The 16,213-nt window shown below is 52.1% G+C and carries 18 protein-coding genes; 8 read left to right on the forward strand and 10 right to left on the reverse strand.

Annotated elements, in window-relative coordinates; translation table 11 throughout:
* Positions 1 to 231 precede the first annotated feature (231 nt).
* From BN8_RS23900 to BN8_RS23930, 7 genes are all read right to left on the reverse strand, one after another.
* The gene (locus tag BN8_RS23900) at positions 232 to 1,125 is read right to left on the reverse strand and encodes a hydroxypyruvate isomerase family protein (protein ID WP_009284520.1); all 894 of its coding nucleotides are present in this window, start codon (positions 1,123 to 1,125) and stop codon (positions 232 to 234) included.
* Positions 1,126 to 1,197: 72 nt separating this feature from the next.
* The gene (locus BN8_RS23905) at positions 1,198 to 1,926 is read right to left on the reverse strand and encodes a 3-keto-disaccharide hydrolase (RefSeq protein ID WP_009284521.1); all 729 of its coding nucleotides are present in this window, start codon (positions 1,924 to 1,926) and stop codon (positions 1,198 to 1,200) included.
* 200 nt (positions 1,927 to 2,126) lie between these two features.
* On the reverse strand, positions 2,127 to 2,675 hold the full coding sequence (locus tag BN8_RS32055) for a PRC-barrel domain-containing protein (protein ID WP_009284522.1): 549 nt from the start codon (positions 2,673 to 2,675) through the stop codon (positions 2,127 to 2,129).
* An 18-nt stretch (positions 2,676 to 2,693) separates the two neighbouring features.
* Positions 2,694 to 3,320, reverse strand: coding sequence for a hypothetical protein (locus tag BN8_RS23915; protein ID WP_009284523.1), 627 nt, complete (start codon positions 3,318 to 3,320; stop codon positions 2,694 to 2,696).
* Positions 3,321 to 3,550: 230 nt separating this feature from the next.
* Positions 3,551 to 4,417: a UTP--glucose-1-phosphate uridylyltransferase GalU gene (galU, locus tag BN8_RS23920; RefSeq protein ID WP_040006483.1), complete on the reverse strand. Its 867-nt coding sequence runs from the start codon at positions 4,415 to 4,417 to the stop codon at positions 3,551 to 3,553.
* A gap of 75 nt (positions 4,418 to 4,492) precedes the next feature.
* Entirely contained in the window at positions 4,493 to 5,488 is a 996-nt protein-coding gene (locus BN8_RS23925) for a mevalonate kinase family protein (RefSeq protein ID WP_009284525.1), read from the reverse strand.
* Between the two features lie 168 nt (positions 5,489 to 5,656).
* Complete coding sequence (locus tag BN8_RS23930) at positions 5,657 to 6,130, reverse strand: hypothetical protein (protein ID WP_009284526.1); 474 nt, start codon at positions 6,128 to 6,130, stop codon at positions 5,657 to 5,659.
* Positions 6,131 to 6,621: 491 nt separating this feature from the next.
* Here BN8_RS23930 and BN8_RS23935 point away from each other — a divergent pair, with 491 nt between their 5' ends.
* The gene (locus tag BN8_RS23935) at positions 6,622 to 7,845 is read left to right on the forward strand and encodes a glycosyltransferase family 4 protein (RefSeq protein WP_009284527.1); all 1,224 of its coding nucleotides are present in this window, start codon (positions 6,622 to 6,624) and stop codon (positions 7,843 to 7,845) included.
* On the forward strand, positions 7,832 to 8,545 hold the full coding sequence (locus BN8_RS23940) for an NAD-dependent epimerase/dehydratase family protein (protein WP_009284528.1): 714 nt from the start codon (positions 7,832 to 7,834) through the stop codon (positions 8,543 to 8,545). The genes BN8_RS23935 and BN8_RS23940 overlap by 14 nt, the downstream gene beginning before the upstream one ends.
* A gap of 203 nt (positions 8,546 to 8,748) precedes the next feature.
* Here the strand turns inward: BN8_RS23940 and BN8_RS23945 are convergent, their stop codons facing one another.
* Positions 8,749 to 9,114, reverse strand: coding sequence for a helix-turn-helix transcriptional regulator (locus tag BN8_RS23945; protein ID WP_009284529.1), 366 nt, complete (start codon positions 9,112 to 9,114; stop codon positions 8,749 to 8,751).
* 271 nt (positions 9,115 to 9,385) lie between these two features.
* Between BN8_RS23945 and BN8_RS23950 the strand changes: the two genes are divergently transcribed.
* From BN8_RS23950 to BN8_RS23970, 5 genes are all read left to right on the forward strand, one after another.
* Positions 9,386 to 10,030: a hypothetical protein gene (locus BN8_RS23950; protein ID WP_009284530.1), complete on the forward strand. Its 645-nt coding sequence runs from the start codon at positions 9,386 to 9,388 to the stop codon at positions 10,028 to 10,030.
* Positions 10,031 to 10,162: 132 nt separating this feature from the next.
* The gene (locus tag BN8_RS23955; RefSeq protein ID WP_009284531.1) at positions 10,163 to 10,894 is read left to right on the forward strand and encodes a PD-(D/E)XK nuclease-like domain-containing protein; all 732 of its coding nucleotides are present in this window, start codon (positions 10,163 to 10,165) and stop codon (positions 10,892 to 10,894) included.
* A gap of 16 nt (positions 10,895 to 10,910) precedes the next feature.
* Entirely contained in the window at positions 10,911 to 11,258 is a 348-nt protein-coding gene (locus BN8_RS23960) for a hypothetical protein (protein ID WP_009284532.1), read from the forward strand.
* Positions 11,259 to 11,382: 124 nt separating this feature from the next.
* A complete protein-coding gene (locus tag BN8_RS23965; RefSeq protein WP_009284533.1) occupies positions 11,383 to 12,150 on the forward strand; it encodes a pentapeptide repeat-containing protein in 768 nt (255 codons plus the stop codon).
* Between the two features lie 120 nt (positions 12,151 to 12,270).
* Positions 12,271 to 13,449, forward strand: coding sequence for a DUF748 domain-containing protein (locus BN8_RS23970; RefSeq protein ID WP_040006484.1), 1,179 nt, complete (start codon positions 12,271 to 12,273; stop codon positions 13,447 to 13,449).
* Positions 13,450 to 13,455: 6 nt separating this feature from the next.
* Here BN8_RS23970 and BN8_RS23975 read toward each other — a convergent pair whose 3' ends face one another.
* Positions 13,456 to 14,310, reverse strand: coding sequence for a sterol desaturase family protein (locus tag BN8_RS23975; protein WP_009284535.1), 855 nt, complete (start codon positions 14,308 to 14,310; stop codon positions 13,456 to 13,458).
* 82 nt (positions 14,311 to 14,392) lie between these two features.
* Positions 14,393 to 14,659 (reverse strand): hypothetical protein, encoded by a 267-nt coding sequence (locus tag BN8_RS23980; protein WP_040006808.1) that lies wholly within the window; start codon positions 14,657 to 14,659, stop codon positions 14,393 to 14,395.
* A 290-nt stretch (positions 14,660 to 14,949) separates the two neighbouring features.
* Here BN8_RS23980 and BN8_RS23985 point away from each other — a divergent pair, with 290 nt between their 5' ends.
* Positions 14,950 to 16,206 (forward strand): SGNH/GDSL hydrolase family protein, encoded by a 1,257-nt coding sequence (locus BN8_RS23985; RefSeq protein WP_009284537.1) that lies wholly within the window; start codon positions 14,950 to 14,952, stop codon positions 16,204 to 16,206.
* Positions 16,207 to 16,213: the final 7 nt, after the last annotated feature.

Genomic DNA, 16,213 nt, shown 5'->3' on the forward strand with positions numbered 1-16,213 from the left:
ATGTATGCAAGCAAAGATGCTCACTGCTGCTTAACCCTATCTAAGAATTTGCTTAAAATGTGCTTAGAACGGACTAAAAACTGATCGGCTTTACTACCAGAAATTGCTCCTGTTACAGCATATAAAAACGCCGTTGGCCCACGGATTTCCCGCTGCGCAACGGCGTTGCTGTATCAAACGTATTGAGGAGAACCAGTCTGTTAGCGACTCGGTCGGCGGCTCCCGTTACCTTTATACGTCACATAAAAGTACGGCTTCTTTCAGGCTCACCAGTGGGTCGCGTTTCGGAATAAATTCCTGCGCTACGTATCCCTTAAAACCTGTGTCGACAATAGCCTTCATCACAGCCGGGTAGTAGATTTCCTGCGTATCGTCGATTTCATTACGACCGGGATTTCCACCTGTGTGGTAATGCCCGATGTATTTACTGTTCTCGCGGATTGTCCGGATAATATCCCCTTCCATGATCTGCATGTGGTAGATATCGTACAGGAGCTTGAAGTTATCTGAACCAACGGCCTTGCATAGCTCAACGCCCCAGGCCGTGTGATCACACATGTAATCTTTGTGGTTCACCTTGCTGTTGAGCAGTTCCATGATCATCGTGATACCGTACTTCTCCGCGCTCGGCATCAACCGTTTGAGTCCCTTTGCGCAGTTGGCAATCCCGTCGGCGTCACTCATGCCCCGGCGGTTGCCCGAGAAGCAGATGATGGTGTTCAGTCCGGCGTCTTTCAGTTTTGGGAAAATGGCCTCGTAGCTAGCTACCAGTTCATCGTGCAGCTTAGGATCGTTGAATCCATTTTCAATGCCTTTGCCGGCTCCCTGTGGCAGAGCGGAAGTCAGACCGTACTTTTTCAGAATGGGCCATTCGTCGGGCCCGGTCAGCTCAATTGACTTAATCCCGATTTCTTTTGCAGCCTTGGCGAGATCTTCGAGCGGAATTTTGCTGTAGCACCACCGGCATACCGAATGGTTGATGCGGCCTTTGAGGAGGGTTGGCGCAACACCGGTACCCGGTGCGGCTGGTTCTGACTCTTTCATGAATTGAGCAAAGGTTTCGGTGCCCACCAGCGACAATGCTGCGGAACCGGTCAGGGTTTTAAGGGCCGTTCGGCGGATCATAATGAGCGAATGAGTGAATGGGCGAAAGAGTGAATAAGTCGAAGCGGCCGCATTCACTCTTTCGCGGATTAATTAAAGTTCACGAATACGGATGTTACGGTACCACACCTGATCGCCGTGATCCTGTAGCGCAATTTTGCCGGACTGGGCTTTACCGAAAGCCTCCCAGCCCTTGAATTTGCTGTTTTCCACCATCTTGTCCCACTCGGGGCCGCTGGTAGGGTATTCAACGATCTTCTTGCCGTTCAGGTAGTGCTCGGCTTTGCCGTTATTGACCACAATCCGAACCTTGTTCCACTCGCCGGCGGGTTTGTAGGCCGACGCGTCGGAAGGCGGCAGCATGTCGTATAGCGACCCGGCCGTACGGTTGCCGTTACGTCCCTGCTTGGCGTCGGGATGGCGCTCATTGTCAAGCACCTGCACTTCCGGGCCGGTCATATACGTAGTTTTATACTTCGGGTCTTCAACAACATGGTACATGATGCCGCTGTTGCCTTTTTCCGCGATCTTCCATTCGAGTTCCAGCTCAAAATTGCCGTAATCTTTGTCCGTTAGAATATCGCCTGCCCCGCGGCCGTTCAGGTGAATGGCACCGTCCTCAACCTGCCATTTGTCGGATACCGGCTGACCGCTTTTGAGGTAGTTGTGCCAGCCCGTCAGCGTCTTACCGTCGAAGATTTTTTCCCATTTGCCTTTCTTCATACGCTTGGGCGCATCGGGTGTATCGGTAGCAGTGGCATTGAGCGTTAACGTCAGCGCAGCCGTAAGAAGGCTACTCTTGAAGATCAGAAAGTAATTCATAGTTAGTAAAAAAACAGTTTTATGGACTAAGCCTTTTTTAAAGAGCAATTTGGCAAAACCGATTGAACTTTGAAACGAATATCAGATAAAGCACGGCAAAACATGTATTTACTTACATCAAAAACGGTTGTAGCCATAACGAACGTTTAAGATTCGTTATGGCTACAACCGTTTTTAATGCATCACAACCCGAACAGGTGTCAGGAACGTCGGCGGTTAGCATACAGCCGCTGATCGTCAAAATAACGCTGGTCGTAAAATGAGCTGTCGCTGCCAACGGCGGGCTCTTCGGTTCGTACCAGCTCCGAACCGGCGTTTTGATCCGGGTCCGATCGCCAATAGTATCGAATTATTTTTTGTTCGTAATCGCGGTTAATCAGCCCACGGCGCCCCGTAGGGTAGGCCCGTAAACTGTCGATGGAAGCAATCTGATCCAGATACACATCGTCGTCGTTGTCGTCGAGCCGGGCCACTCCGATCGGCACCAGTGCATGGTCATTGTCATCGTCCGACCGCACGTCTTGATTTATTTCCAGATCGATGTATCGAACTTTCATCGCTGTTGTATCCACAATGAGATCGTCTACCTTACCAATCACCGAACCGTCGCGTGTTTTAACCGGCCAGCCCCGAATGTCGGGGTTATCGTCGGCAACCTCATAATCGTCGAGTTCATTCAGGCTGTATAAGTGGCGATTATCTGAGTTATAGTCATCCTGAACGTTTGTTACTTCTTCTGAATGTGCCATATTGGTACGAGTTTAGAGTTAATCTACCTGCATATCCATTTTGCGCACTACGTCCGCAGCCGCCCGAAAAACGTCTTTCACCTGCTTGCGCTGATCGAGCGTGAGCGTGCTCGTATCCATGTCGTTGATCTGCTGCGTTACCGTGGCCACATCTTGCTGTAGTTCCGGAAACGAAGTCTGTTGCAGGTCACCCATTACGTCGGCGCTGGCCCGAAAGGCGTCCTTGATCATGTCGCCGTGCTTACCGCTCTTCCAGTTGCGGGTAATCTCATCAGCTCTTGCTTTCATGACGTTAAGTTTGCCATCGAACTGAGACCGGTTTATGCCCTCCGCCTGGTCGGCAACGGCCGCGAGCGCGTCGGCGAGGTTGGTCAGGCCATTGTGCGTAAACTCGTGGTCAAGACCCATCTCCTTGTTGTCCATGTCGCCCACCCAACTGACGTAGGTATTGACCGGCTCCGACAGCGTACCAGTATTCGTGGCGGTAGTCGTCGCGGTCGTGTCGGATACGGGTACGACGGCAGTTTCAGTTTCGTCATCGCGGAACCAGAAAACGTACGCCAGAACGACTATTAAAGCCAGCAAGGCCAGAATCCACGGCCAAATTGGCGAGGAGCTTTTCTTTTGAATATCAATCTCTGCCATAATCAGTACGTGTTTGCTACTGATTATATAACCCTATAAAATCTACCCTGTTTATAGAAAATTACTTGAATTCCATTTTTGCCTGATAATCAGAACAAAATATACCATATTGATTACCATAAGCTTATCAACATTAAACCCGGCTAAGCTGCTTAGCCGGGTTTAATGTTGATAAAAGAGACGAAAATTCGCCGGGTAATGACCCAACACGGAAATCGGGTAGTCAGGTATTAGAAGGAGTCCACGGTCTCTTTGAGAAAGGCCTTAAATTTTTCCGCAAATTCGGGGCGCTTCAGGGCAAACTCGACGGTCGTTTTCAGAAAGTCAAGTTTATTGCCGATGTCGTGGCGTTTCCCCTCAATACGGTGTGCGTATAGGTTTTCGCGCTTGAGCAGGAGTCGCATCGCATCGGTCAACTGGATTTCGCCGTTTTTACCAACGCCCGTTTGCTCCAGCATCGTGAAAATTTCCGGCGTCAGCACGTACCGACCCGCAATGGCCAGGTTCGACGGGGCTTCGCTGATGGCGGGTTTCTCCACGAGCGTATCCAGTTCCAGAATCCGGTCGCTCAGCGACTTTCCGCCTACAATACCGTAGCGGTTCACCTTATCGTGCGGCACTTCTTCAACGCCGATCACCGAGCAGCCGTACTGCTCGTACGTATCAATCAGTTGCTGCGTGACCGGGATCACCGAATCCATGATGGTATCCCCCAACAGCACGGCAAAGGGTTCGTTACCGACATGGTGACGGGCATAACGAATGGCATCGCCAAGCCCATTCAGTTCGCGCTGGCGAACGTAGTGCAGATTGGCCATATCCGATAACCGACGCATCTCGTCGAGCAGGAGTTGGTCTTCCTTCTCTTCCAGTCGGTTTTCTAATTCAAAATTGCGGTCGAAATGGTCCTCGATGGCCCGCTTTCCCTTTCCCGTAATGATCAAAATGTCTTCAATTCCGGAATCAACGGCTTCCTGAACGACGTACTGGATCGTTGGGCGGTCGATGATGGGCAGCATTTCTTTAGGCTGGGCCTTCGTAGCAGGCAGAAACCGGGTACCAAGTCCCGCAGCGGGTATAACAGCTTTCGTGATCATAGTTTGTGCATGGGCTGAGGGCTGAGGAGGTGGGGGTGGCCGATGTGCCCTAGTCCCCATGCCCCCAGCCCTGCGCTAGACTACATACGGTTTTATAACACGGGCATTAATTTTCTTTAGTTCAACGAACAGCCGGTTCAGCATGGCATCGTCGCGGTATACACCGATGATCGAGCCGCCCGAGCCGGTAAACGAAGCCGATGCACCACAGGTCCGGGCTGTTTCGATCAGGCTCAGATTCCGTTCACTAATTGTGTAGATTTCCCGGCGCAGATCAAAGTTCCGGTTGATGAGACCGTGCAGCGCATCGGTATCGTGCTGCAGCAGAGCCTCGCGTCCCTGAAGGGCAACGTCGGCAATGGCGCTCATAGTCTGCACTACTTTCTCTTCGCCTTTCTGCCAGCGTGTCCGAACATCGTTGTGCACACGTCCCGACTGCTTACCCAGCTCGGTATTGTAAGCGATGTAGAGCTTCGGGAGCAGTCGCGGGTCCAGCGGTTCATACTGGCCGTATCCCTGGCGTTCCATCGTCGTGCGGTCGAAATCCATATACACGCAACCTTCGTAGCATTGAATCACACGGTCCTGCAGTCCGGCCGCAATGCCCAGCTCGTCGGTTTCGGTAGCGAGTACCAGATTAGGCAGCACTGGCTGAGGAATGTCCACACTGTAGAACTGCATGAGTGCCCGGAACGTAGCGACGATGATGGCGCTGGACCCTGACAGACCCACCTGCCGGGGAATCGACGTTTTATAGCGGATCGAAAAATTCTGATTCGGTAATCGGATCTGCTGCTGTTCGCAGTACTCGGCAAATTTCTTGATAGCAGCTTTGATGAGCGGCACCCCCCCATGATATCCTAAGGTACCGACAGCATCGCGCAGGTGAAAAATGCTCCGGAAGATGTTACTGTCCTGCAACTGCGCTTCGATGTGCAGTTCCGGAGAGGGATACAGCGTGACGGATGCGCCGAAATTACGAACGGAGATGGCAATTGTTTTACCAAAAAAGCCGTCGGACGGATTGCCAAGCAACCCCGCCCGGGCATATGCACGGGTTTCGATGAGCAAAACTAAGGGGCGGACCGCCTGTCCGCAGTAATGTGAAGGGGCAAGTTTACAAAAGAACTACAGTAAAAAAAGCGGCCGGGTGGTCTGCCCTACTCAAAAAAACAGCCAGACACAAGGCTATAACACCCTGGCCTGGCTGTAGAAAGAAATAAGCCGCGCTCAAACTGCTTACTTTCTATCGTTATCTTTTTTCTTTTCGTTGTTGCTATACCCCACATTGTGCGGGTCATATCCCTGGTTCGGATCGTCATCCTGTTCGAGATACGTAGCATCAGCCCGGTGGAACAGCGCATCGTCCGACGGGTTTTCGGCTACTTCGTCCAGTTTCCGCGAAGCCTCGTCGCTCATCATATGCCCTTTCGGCTGAGTGGTGATGGATTCGGGATTAACGTCCCACTCCATCGTTACGCCGTAGTTCTCGCCCGCGGGTAGATCTGGGTCTCCGACGTTGACGTTCTGTTCCCGGCGAACGGCCATATCTTCCGAGGTTTCGCCCCGGTCTTTAGTCGTTACGCTGTTATACTGAGCATTGCCAACCCCTTCCGATTCACGGCCATAATCCGAGTCGCCGTGCTGATTAGGGTTTTGCGAATAAAATTCTGGATCAACGTTATCCGGATCAAATGGTGATGTAGTTGCCATGTCGTTGAGTGGTTTTTGAGATATAACCCAAAACAGAGCAACTTGTTTTCTGAGAACGAGAACAGAAGAAGGTTGGCAAAGGACAAAAGAATGGCCCTAATACGTCCTGTTCCAGTCACCGTTTAGTTGTAGCACAAGCCGGATAAATGGGCGTCATGAAAACTCCCACTAAAATTATTGACGGTTTAATTAGACATCTTCCTGACAGAAAAGCCGGTTATCCATTAAACCGGTCATTTTGTTGCAACAAGTACAGTAAACCTATCGTAAAGGCTCCTTTCTTCGTGTAAAGATTTTTCTTATAACTAAAAAAATTATCATATTCGCAGCAGCTTGAATTTGAGCTAACCAGAGCATTCTCAATTGTCCGCCCAGTCGTTGGTGAGTCCAGAAACATAACGTCGATCATTCACAAGCCAGCCCGCCGGCGCATCCATACCCCGGCCGAGGTAATCAGGTAAATTCATAAAGTTTTTAAATCAACACCAGCTTTGTTCAATTCTAAAGTCCTTTTCATTGGTCACGATGCAAATCGGGCAGGCGCGCAATATCTGCTCCTGCACCTGCTTACTTACCTGAAGCAGGCCGGTGTGCAAACCTCCCTGCTGCTAACCGGCGACGGCCCCCTACGCCCCGAGTATGAACGGGTGACAACTGTCTACACGGGTTTCGTCCATCCGCATAATCCGTCGATCGGCACCCGAATTCTACGTCGGTTGCAGACGGGTAACCGACAGAAGCCGGCCTCGCCCGTTACGGTGTTGCCCGCCGGCCTGCTCGATACGCTCCGGGCTCAGCAGTTTGACCTTATTTTCTCGAATACCATTGCCAACGGTTCTGTTCTGCGGACCTTGCAGCCGCTGGGCATTCCGTTTGTATCCTACGTCCACGAACTGCAAACCTCCATCGGCATTTACACCCATCCGGCCGATCTGCAATTTCAGCTTAGTTTCTGCCGCCACTTCCTCTGCGGCTCCGGGGCCGTTCAGGATAATCTGATCAATAATCATAAGGTAGATCGCCGGAAAACAACCGTACTTAACTCCATCGTGCGGGCCGAAACCCTGACCAATGCACTGGCGAACGTAGACCGGCTTTCTGTTCGGAAGCGACTCGGTATTCCGCCCGATGCGGTTGTAGTGGGTGGCTGCGGCAACGCGGAATGGCGCAAAGGTGTGGATTTGTTCGCGCTGGTGGCGCAGCAGGTGCTTAGCAAAAATAATGCCCTTGCACGCCCCGAAGTACATTTCATCTGGGTAGGTGTGCCCCAGGCGAGTGAAGAATACCAGCATCTGACGTATGATCTGGCGCGTATGGGCCTGACCGACCGGGTTCACCTGATTGAACCCGGGGGCGACTACCTCAACTACGTGGCCTGCTTTGATCTCTTTACCCTTACTTCACGCGAAGATCCGTACCCCCTGGTAATGCTCGAAGCCGGGTTAAATTACAATCCAGTACTGACTTTTCAGGGATCAGGAGGTAGCGCCGACTACGTGGGGCACGACACGGGCTGCCTCATTCCTTACGCGGATGTATCGGCGATGGCGACTGTGCTCGATCGCCTGATTAACGATCCTTTTGAGCGCCGGGAGTTAGGCGAAGTTTTTTATCAACGGGCTATGGCGCACGATACGAGCGTATTGGCCCCTCGTTTGCTGTCTATACTAAGTACCTTTATAAACCACCAGCCCGTTTCTCATGGTTATCGGTAATGGGATGATTGCCCGGCGCTTCAGTTCACTGGCCCACAATGATGAAGTTATCCTGTTTGCATCGGGCGTATCAAATTCAAAAGAGACCCGGAGTGAGCCATTTGTCCGGGAACGAAAGCTGGTCGAACACTGGCTTCATCAGGCCAGGGGCCGTCTATTCGTTTATTTCAGTACGTGTAGTGTAAATGATCCGACCGAACGTAATTCGCCCTACGTAGCCCACAAACTCGCTCTTGAGTCGTTGATTGCTGAGCGGGCCGACCGATACCTTATCTGTCCGGCGTCGAACGTAGTAGGTGGTACGGGGAACCCGAATACGGTGCTCAATTACTTCATGGCACGGTGCCGGAGTGGTGAGTACTTTGACGTTTGGCAGGGGGCAACCCGCAACCTGATCGACGTGGATGACCTGTATCAGGTTGTTATGCAGCTAATCGAGGAACCTGTTTTTCACAACCAGGTCATCAATGTGGCTTATCCGGTCAGCATCAGCCCGCTGCAGATTGTACAAGGCATCGAACGCTTCACCGGCCGGCCGGCCCATTACCGCCTGATTGACAAGGGGCATCCCTTTCGGATCATAGCTTCCGAATGTGCGGCCATTCTGGAGTCGTTCGGCAAACTGATTGACCCCGAGTGTTATCTCAACGCCTTATTGCACACCTACTATCAGTGGGCGTTTGAACCTTGCCTGGTCTAGTGTTACCCCTTCGCAAAATCATTCTTCCTCTCCAATCGCATTCAATAACACCAACGGCCGATCGCTCGATCGGCCGTTGGTGTTACAAGTGTAGCAGTTTGTTGGCTTAGCCCCCTTTGACTGACCATCAATGGTGCTGTTCAGCTTTTCCTCAATGAGCAGGAAGAGCAGGTAAACTCCCAGATTAGGCAGAACACGCTGAGCTACTTAGCGTTCAGCGCAGCCAGTTCGGCCCGCAGCAGATCGTTCGTTTGCTGGAGCAGTGCCATCCGTTCATTGAGCTGAAACAACAGGTACTCCACGTTACGTAGCCGTTCTTCCGTAGTAATGGCCGCCGAGGGCGAATCGAGCGTCTTGAACATGAGCCCTTCGCCCCGTAGCAGCCAGTCGGCGTTGACCTGCGGATAGGCCAGCAAAATTTTTTCAATGGTATCGTAGCGGGGCTTCAACCGGCCGTGCAGAATATGGTACACTTTTTCGCCCCGTCGCTCGCCTAACTGCCGGGCAAACTCCAGCACACTAATATCAAGGGCGTCGATCAGTTCCTGCAGGCGAGTGTGAATATTCATGAGGCTGGCGGGATAAATTTACACAAACTTATGTAAAAAATAGTTGTCTCGTACCGCCCTGACTGACACGTCCGCCAAGGGGGCTAAAAGTGGGACAATACGGGCAAAACAACAGCTTTGACAGGTGATTTCATTCGGCTCGAAAACTTTGCTGAGCGGCTTTGCAGATTACACGAAACTGTGTATATTTACTTGTTAAACGAACCCCCTGTAAAAGGCAAAAGGGACCGCAATATGGGCCCCCTGCTTGAACAGTAAACAACAAATACTAATGAACACGCAAAACAAAAACACAATTGAGACAATTCAAAGCGTTGGCGCCTTGAAATCTTATCAAAAAGTGCATGAAGTGACTGGCGAAGTCGTAAACAAATATAAATATTTGGAAGGACATCCGCGTCAGTACCGTTTTGACGCTAAAGAAGGCGTGTTCAATATCAACGGAACTGACAAACTGGGACGCACGCTGACCTTCCAACCAATTGCCTGGCGGATCTTCACCGACAACATCCTGAACATGGGTACCAAGAACTGGGCGGAGCTCTTTTTCATCGACGAAAAGAACTGCGTTTCGGCGGTGCTGTTCCACGGCTATTCAGTCGACAATATCTTCCGGCTCATCGAACCGCTGTACTACGATGACCTGACACTGGCCGACGTAGTGATTACGGCTGTGGCGGAGAAAAAAGAAAACACGAAGATTCAGCCGAAAGGCGTGTACTACATCGCTACGTTCTCGTACAAGATGGGCGACCCTGAGAAGACCAAAGAATTGAAGCAGTTTGCGCAGGATGTCAAGGTTTTCCGCCAGGAGACGCTTACCGACATTGCGAACATCAAAACGGCCTTCAACTACTATAACCCATTTGCCCACGCAGCCGAGGAGCCCGAACTCCTGACCAGCGGAGAAGGGTGAGAATACGGTTTACGGGATTCGGTATTCAGTTCACGGTGGACGGGCACGTGAGGCTCTAAAACCGTAAATTGAATACCGTAAACCGGCTAGTATCCTCTTACCCAGATTGTTCAACCCAAAACACATGCACAAATGGATTATCGTGCCATTGCCCGGGTATCGAACTCGGATTTGACGCGGCTTAAGGAAGAACACCTCGGCTACTGGTCGGTGCCGTCGGCGCGCTGGGCTACCGAACAGACCAAGACCTTCGGCAAGGCGTTTCATCAGCACCTGCTGGAACCAGAATCGGTTGGTACTGTACTTGAGCAACTCTTACCCGACCTGGCTCCCAAGCAGGCCGTGCAACTCGGTACCCTGATGCAAACGATCCGGCAGGATGCGTTCTGCCGCCGGTACCTGCGGCTGTCGGAGCGGGAGCGGGTGGTTCTGTTTACGGACCCGATGAGTGGAATTGACTGCAAGGCCCGGCTCGATATGGTGTACACGAGTCCTAAACGCCGGAATGCGCTGGTGATGGACATTAAGACCACCTCAGCCCGAACCCAGGCGCAGTTTCTACAATCGTGCTACGATTACGACTATGACCGGCAGGCTGCGTTTTACCTTGATAGCCTCCGCTACGCCGATCACGACGAATGGGCCACAACCCGCCAATTTCGGTTTGTGTTTATCGGCGTGATGAAACAGAAACCCTACCGGCTGTTTGCCGTCGATGCTACGTCCATCCCGGGGTTTATTGATTATGGCCGGAAAAAGTATCGCTTCTGGCTGCGCAAATGGCGCGACGAACAGGAATCGGACCGCCGTCCGACCGACCGCGTATCATCCGTGACGGCTCACCCGTTTCAGCGGGTAGCCTGACGTAATCAACAACGCTATGAACATGACCGTCATCACACTGACACCAAGCCAGCTCCACTTCGACTGGGGCACCGATGGGCTGGTGTTATGGATTGAAGAATTAGACGGAGCCGACACCCTGATCGGCGAGATGAACGAAGTGCTGAGTCGAATTGGGTTCGCTATCGAACTGCAAACCGGCTGGGACCACCGTACCGACGGCAATACACTTCATCCTCTCTACGGCTACAAGTTGCTGCTCCGCGATGCCAGCGGTCGCTGGAATGCCATCCGTACCGACGAAGCCGGACAGTTTGCCGGCCTGATTCCGCTGGAGGAAATGGACTACGAAGTCGCTTATGACAAAGTGATGTGGCTGGACTAAGCTACTTTTCATACAACCTGATCTGAGAGCCGGACCGCAAAGTCCGGCTTTTTCATTTATGGAGTTCATCATGCAACCCACCGTAGCGAAACTGCATCTTTGAGAAAAACACGGAAAACCGCCCATGAAAGCACTGTTAACTTCCTTCCTGCTTGCCGTCGTTGCGTTGTCGCCGGCGCTGGCCCAGCAAACTATCAACGCTAAGGAAATTATTGCCAAACTAAACCGCAAGGAAGCCGTTTCGTACCAGAACGTAATCATCAACGGAGACCTTGACCTCACCAGCCTCGACAACCGCAAACTGGAGCGGGAGGGTAGCTGGCGGGGCGAAGCCGAAAACTACCGCAGCACCGTTGAGGTACCGATTTCGTTCCGCAATTGTACTTTCAAAGGTAAATTTCTGGCGTATTACGCCGATGAAGGCCGGATCATGAATATCAATAATAAAGTTTTCAACGCCGACTTCCGCGAATCCGTTACGATCGAGAACTGCACGTTCGAAGACGACGCAACGTTCAAATACTCAGATTTCCGGCAGCGGGCTATATTTACCGGTAATATGTTCCGTAACCTGGCTTTGTTTAAATACGCCCACTTCAACGATGCGGCTGATTTCAGCGGTTCGAAGTTCCGGGGCTATGCCGACTTCAAATACACCAGATTCAACGAAACCTCCGCATTTCAGCAGGCTACATTTGGCCGGTACGCTGATTTCAAATACACCAAGTTTGACGAACCGGCTGATTTTCGGGATGCCCGCTTCTCGGACATGGCAAGCTTCAAATACACGCACATGCCCCGGGGCACCAGCTTCGACAACGCGGCCTTTGAGGGCGCAACTGACTTTAAGTATGCTACGCTGGGTGGCCGCAAGTTTTCGCCAGGCCGGTAAGTCCTCTGTCAGTTTTGTGAGTAACAACCGAAAGCCTTCCTGTGGGGAGGCTTTTCGGTTGTTGTAACCCTATGCGTGTTTTTTGGTTTTAGTATCCAGTCACCAACGATATGAATAGCTTTGAAACGAACAGGGAAAATTTTGCTGGCACTTGTGGTGCTGATCATCATAGCCCGACTACTGTTACCGTATTTCGTGCTCCGGTACGTAAATAAGGTCCTGGCCGACATGGGTAGCTATACGGGCCACATTGAGGATGTGGATATTGCCTTGCTACGGGGCGCTTACCAGATCGACGATCTCCGCATTCAAAAGATCAATAACAAGATTAAAGAACCGTTCCTGTACATTCCCAAATCAGATCTATCGGTCGAGTGGAAATCGCTGTTCAAGGGGAAACTGGTCGGTGAGGTTGAGTGCTACGAACCGGAGCTGAACTTCGCGTTCAGCGATGATGAAGCAGCCAGCCAGACGGGAGCCGAGGTCGACTGGACGCAGTTGGTCAAAGATCTGCTACCCATCCAGATCAACCGTTTTGCCGTAATCAACGGCCGGGTCGACCTGACCAGTCTGATCTCGCAGCCCCGCGCCGACGTATCGCTGCAACAACTCAACGGCGAAATCCGTAACATCCGGAACGTAGAGGAAAAACCGGGGAGTTTGCCGTCGCCGGTCTGGGCTACGGGCAACATGCCCGGCTACGGCGGCACAATGCGCTTCAACGCTAATATGTATCTGCTCAAGCCGATGCCGGATTTCAACTACAACCTTGAGTTTCGGGATGTGCAGTTGGTGAAGATCAACAACCTCGCCCGCGAGTACGCCAATCTGGATTTTGAGCGCGGTACGGTCAGTGTTTATAACGAAATGGCCATGAACGACGGGAAGTTGGCGGGCTACATAAAACCACTGACCAAAGACATGAAGATTTTCAAGCTCAACGAAAACGAGAACCGGAGCGTTGGGCGATTTTTCACCGAACTGGTGGCCCAGGTCGGAACGGCGGTGCTGAAAAACCAGAAGAAAGATCAGGTTGCAACTCGAATTCCACTCAGCGGCACGGTCGACAACATCGAAACAGCCGTTTGGCCGACCATTTTTGGTGTGCTCCGTAACGCATACGTTGAAGCGTTCCGGGGCGAGTTCGACAATACGATCACCTTCAAGGATGCCCTGGAAAACGTCAAAAACGATTTCAAGGCCAAGCGGGCGGAGCGCAAAGCCGAACGGCAGGAACGGCGCGAAGAGCGTAAACAGGAGCGCAAGGAGCGACGGGAAGAACGTAAGCAGGGCAAATAGATCGGCTTACGTTCGGGTTTCGGGCCGCTCGCCATTGGGAAGCCGCCAGTCGCGCTGCGGCCCGAACGGCATTTTGAGCAGCTTCATGAAGGTAAGCTCGTGCTCGTCGCGATAAGCCGGTACGCCAATGTCAATCTTGTCCTGCGGAATGTCCATGCGCCATGTACCATGCAGCCGGTCCCAGAATGAAAATACTGTTCCCCAGTTCGAATTCAGTTCGTCGCGAATGATGGAGTGATGAATCCCATGCAACCTTGGGGTTATGATTACCTTGCTCAATACGTCCTCAACCCGTTTGGGCAGCCGCGTATTGGAGTGGTGAAACTGTGTAGCCAGTTCAAATACGCCTTCATAGATCACAGCCGCCCAGAAGCCGATCCCAAAGACCAGCACCACCAGCGCCCGGAACACGGCCCCGACAACCATATCTGAAAAGTGGAAACGCACGGCCGTCGATACGTCCATGTCGAGGTCGGTATGATGAACATTGTGGAACCGCCAGAAGGCTGGCCAGTAGTGTGTAGCCTGATGCCACCAGTAATAGCTGTAATCGAACAGCAGAAACCCCAACGCCCCCTGCACATACTGCCAGCCGCCCGTTTCGGGAAATAACCAGTGCAGTAACCCGATTTCCTGCCGTTCGGCCCACAACGCCGTCAGCAGCGGTACCGGTATCAGCAGCAGCCGGAACACAATGAACATCGGGATCGAGACGCCAACGTTACGTACTACCCGGCGCAGGGTACTGGTCCGCTGCCGACGCAACGGCCGACGCCACTGTACCCAGAGCAGCAGGCTAAAAGCCAGCACCATCAGGGGAAAAATGACAAAATCGAAAGGCGGAAACGGAAACAACGACATACCAAAACGTTGAGCGGGTTATCAGTACGATAACCCGCTCAGTATGGATAGGTTTACTTAGTTTGGCTATTGTCCCGAATGATCACCGAACGGTGTCGACGCGCGTAGCTCCACCCCGACGTAGCGAGTCGGGCGGCAACCGACGCTGTCGCCGGTTCCTGGGCTGCGTCGTATCAGTTGGCACCTGGTCGCGCAGCCCGCTTTTTTTCATTTTAGTTTTAACGGGACTGGTGGTGCGCGTGTTGGTTGTTGAGGTCGACTGTTGCATGGTCGGTGACTGGTTCTGAGCCAACGCACCCGTTGTCACGCCCAGCCATAATGATATACTTAAAAACAGGAAGCCTTTCATACCGTTGCTGATTGATTGTATGTAGTCAACAACTACCCTGCCCATAAGTTTGCACCCACTCCTTTCCATCAGGCGCTTACCGTCATGCAGCGTCTGGTACGAAAGCCGAGCTGTTTAGAGAAAATCGCTTTAAATCCTGTTTAGGTGAGACAAAAACTATCTCCTGATTGAATTTAAAGTATAAAAATTTAGGCTATTTTTAGGAAAATTATCTTTATTGGTTTCGTCTAGGCCACAAGCGGTATAAACAGGTTAATCAGGAAGTTATTACAGGCACCAGGCCGTTTCTTATGAAAGCTTTTCTCTACGTAGTAGTACCTGTCCTTTTATTCACTGCTTGCCGACGTAATCAGCAAGAACCCACTCAACCTGCTGCTCCAGGCACTGCCGATTTTAGCCGCTATCTGGCCGTAGGGAACGCCCTGACCGCCGGATTCAGCAACGGTGGCCTTTACCGCGAAAGTCAACTCAACGCTTATCCGAACCTATTGGCACAACGGTTTCAAACGGCTGGCGGATCAACCTTCGTGCAACCCCTTTTCAACGAAGATCAGGCCAACGGTTCCGGCTACCTCCAGCGCACCAACGGGCCAGTCATAGCCGGTTTCCCCACCCTCGGATACGTCACCAGCGGAACGGCGGTCCGGAGCTGGAATCCGATGCTGTTTACCAAATACACCGGTCCGGCCCCGGCCAATCTTGGCATTCCTAACCTGCGGCTGGCCGATCTTACCACAGCCGGTTACGGCTCCGCACAGGGCAATCCGTTTTTCGAACGGTTACTGGTCACCGGGCAGGAACAGAGTACGTACCTCGATTATGTTCAGGCACGGTCGGCGAGCCAGAACGGGCATACGTTCTTCACCTGTTCGGTGGGCAGCGATGATGTTATGCAGTTCGTCACAAGTGGGGGACGCGAAGCCATCACCAGCACAACAACATTCACCTCCAATCTTCGGCAGTTGCTCGACGTTCTGACGAACCGACAAGCCAAAGGGGTACTCAGCAACATACCCGACGTTACCACACTGGCCTACCTGACCACCCGCACCATAGCCGCTTTGCAGGGACCGAACAAAGTGATTGTGTACATCCGAACGGGCAAAGGCGTTGTGCGACCGGCAACCGCTGAGGACCTCGTTCTGAACGACGCCGATTCGATTGGACTGGCCAACAAGACAGGGCTACAAAAAGGGTACTTTTCGGCGTACCCGCTTCACAACGAAGATGTACTGGATGCCGACGAGGTCAAACAGGCTCAGGCTGCCGTTCTTGCTTTCAATACCCTTATTCAGGCCGAAGCTACAGCCCGCAAGCTGCCCGTTGTTGATCTTTATGGCCTGTCGGGGCGACTAAAAGCGGGACTAACTCAGGACGGCACCACTCTCAATACAACCTTCCTGACGGGTGGGTTTTACTCCCTTGATGGCCTGTATCCAACGTCGCGGGGATACGCGCTGATTGCCAACGAATACATCAGCGTGATTAACAAGGCTTACCAGAGTAATTTCAAAGCCTTTGATCTTAATACGTTTAAAGGAGAATAACAAAAAG

The sequence above is a fragment of the Fibrisoma limi BUZ 3 genome (assembly GCF_000296815.2).
Lineage (GTDB): Bacteria > Bacteroidota > Bacteroidia > Cytophagales > Spirosomataceae > Fibrisoma > Fibrisoma limi.

Coding starts and splice junctions, on each gene's coding strand:
- BN8_RS23900 (WP_009284520.1), bottom strand. CDS start 1,125: ATGATCCGCCGAACGGCCCTTAAAACCCTGACCGGTTCCGCAGCATTG.
- BN8_RS23905 (WP_009284521.1), bottom strand. CDS start 1,926: ATGAATTACTTTCTGATCTTCAAGAGTAGCCTTCTTACGGCTGCGCTG.
- BN8_RS32055 (WP_009284522.1), bottom strand. CDS start 2,675: ATGGCACATTCAGAAGAAGTAACAAACGTTCAGGATGACTATAACTCA.
- BN8_RS23915 (WP_009284523.1), bottom strand. CDS start 3,320: ATGGCAGAGATTGATATTCAAAAGAAAAGCTCCTCGCCAATTTGGCCG.
- galU (WP_040006483.1), bottom strand. CDS start 4,417: ATGATCACGAAAGCTGTTATACCCGCTGCGGGACTTGGTACCCGGTTT.
- BN8_RS23930 (WP_009284526.1), bottom strand. CDS start 6,130: ATGGCAACTACATCACCATTTGATCCGGATAACGTTGATCCAGAATTT.
- BN8_RS23940 (WP_009284528.1), top strand. CDS start 7,832: ATGGTTATCGGTAATGGGATGATTGCCCGGCGCTTCAGTTCACTGGCC.
- BN8_RS23945 (WP_009284529.1), bottom strand. CDS start 9,114: ATGAATATTCACACTCGCCTGCAGGAACTGATCGACGCCCTTGATATT.
- BN8_RS23950 (WP_009284530.1), top strand. CDS start 9,386: ATGAACACGCAAAACAAAAACACAATTGAGACAATTCAAAGCGTTGGC.
- BN8_RS23955 (WP_009284531.1), top strand. CDS start 10,163: ATGGATTATCGTGCCATTGCCCGGGTATCGAACTCGGATTTGACGCGG.
- BN8_RS23960 (WP_009284532.1), top strand. CDS start 10,911: ATGAACATGACCGTCATCACACTGACACCAAGCCAGCTCCACTTCGAC.
- BN8_RS23965 (WP_009284533.1), top strand. CDS start 11,383: ATGAAAGCACTGTTAACTTCCTTCCTGCTTGCCGTCGTTGCGTTGTCG.
- BN8_RS23975 (WP_009284535.1), bottom strand. CDS start 14,310: ATGTCGTTGTTTCCGTTTCCGCCTTTCGATTTTGTCATTTTTCCCCTG.
- BN8_RS23980 (WP_040006808.1), bottom strand. CDS start 14,659: ATGAAAGGCTTCCTGTTTTTAAGTATATCATTATGGCTGGGCGTGACA.
- BN8_RS23985 (WP_009284537.1), top strand. CDS start 14,950: ATGAAAGCTTTTCTCTACGTAGTAGTACCTGTCCTTTTATTCACTGCT.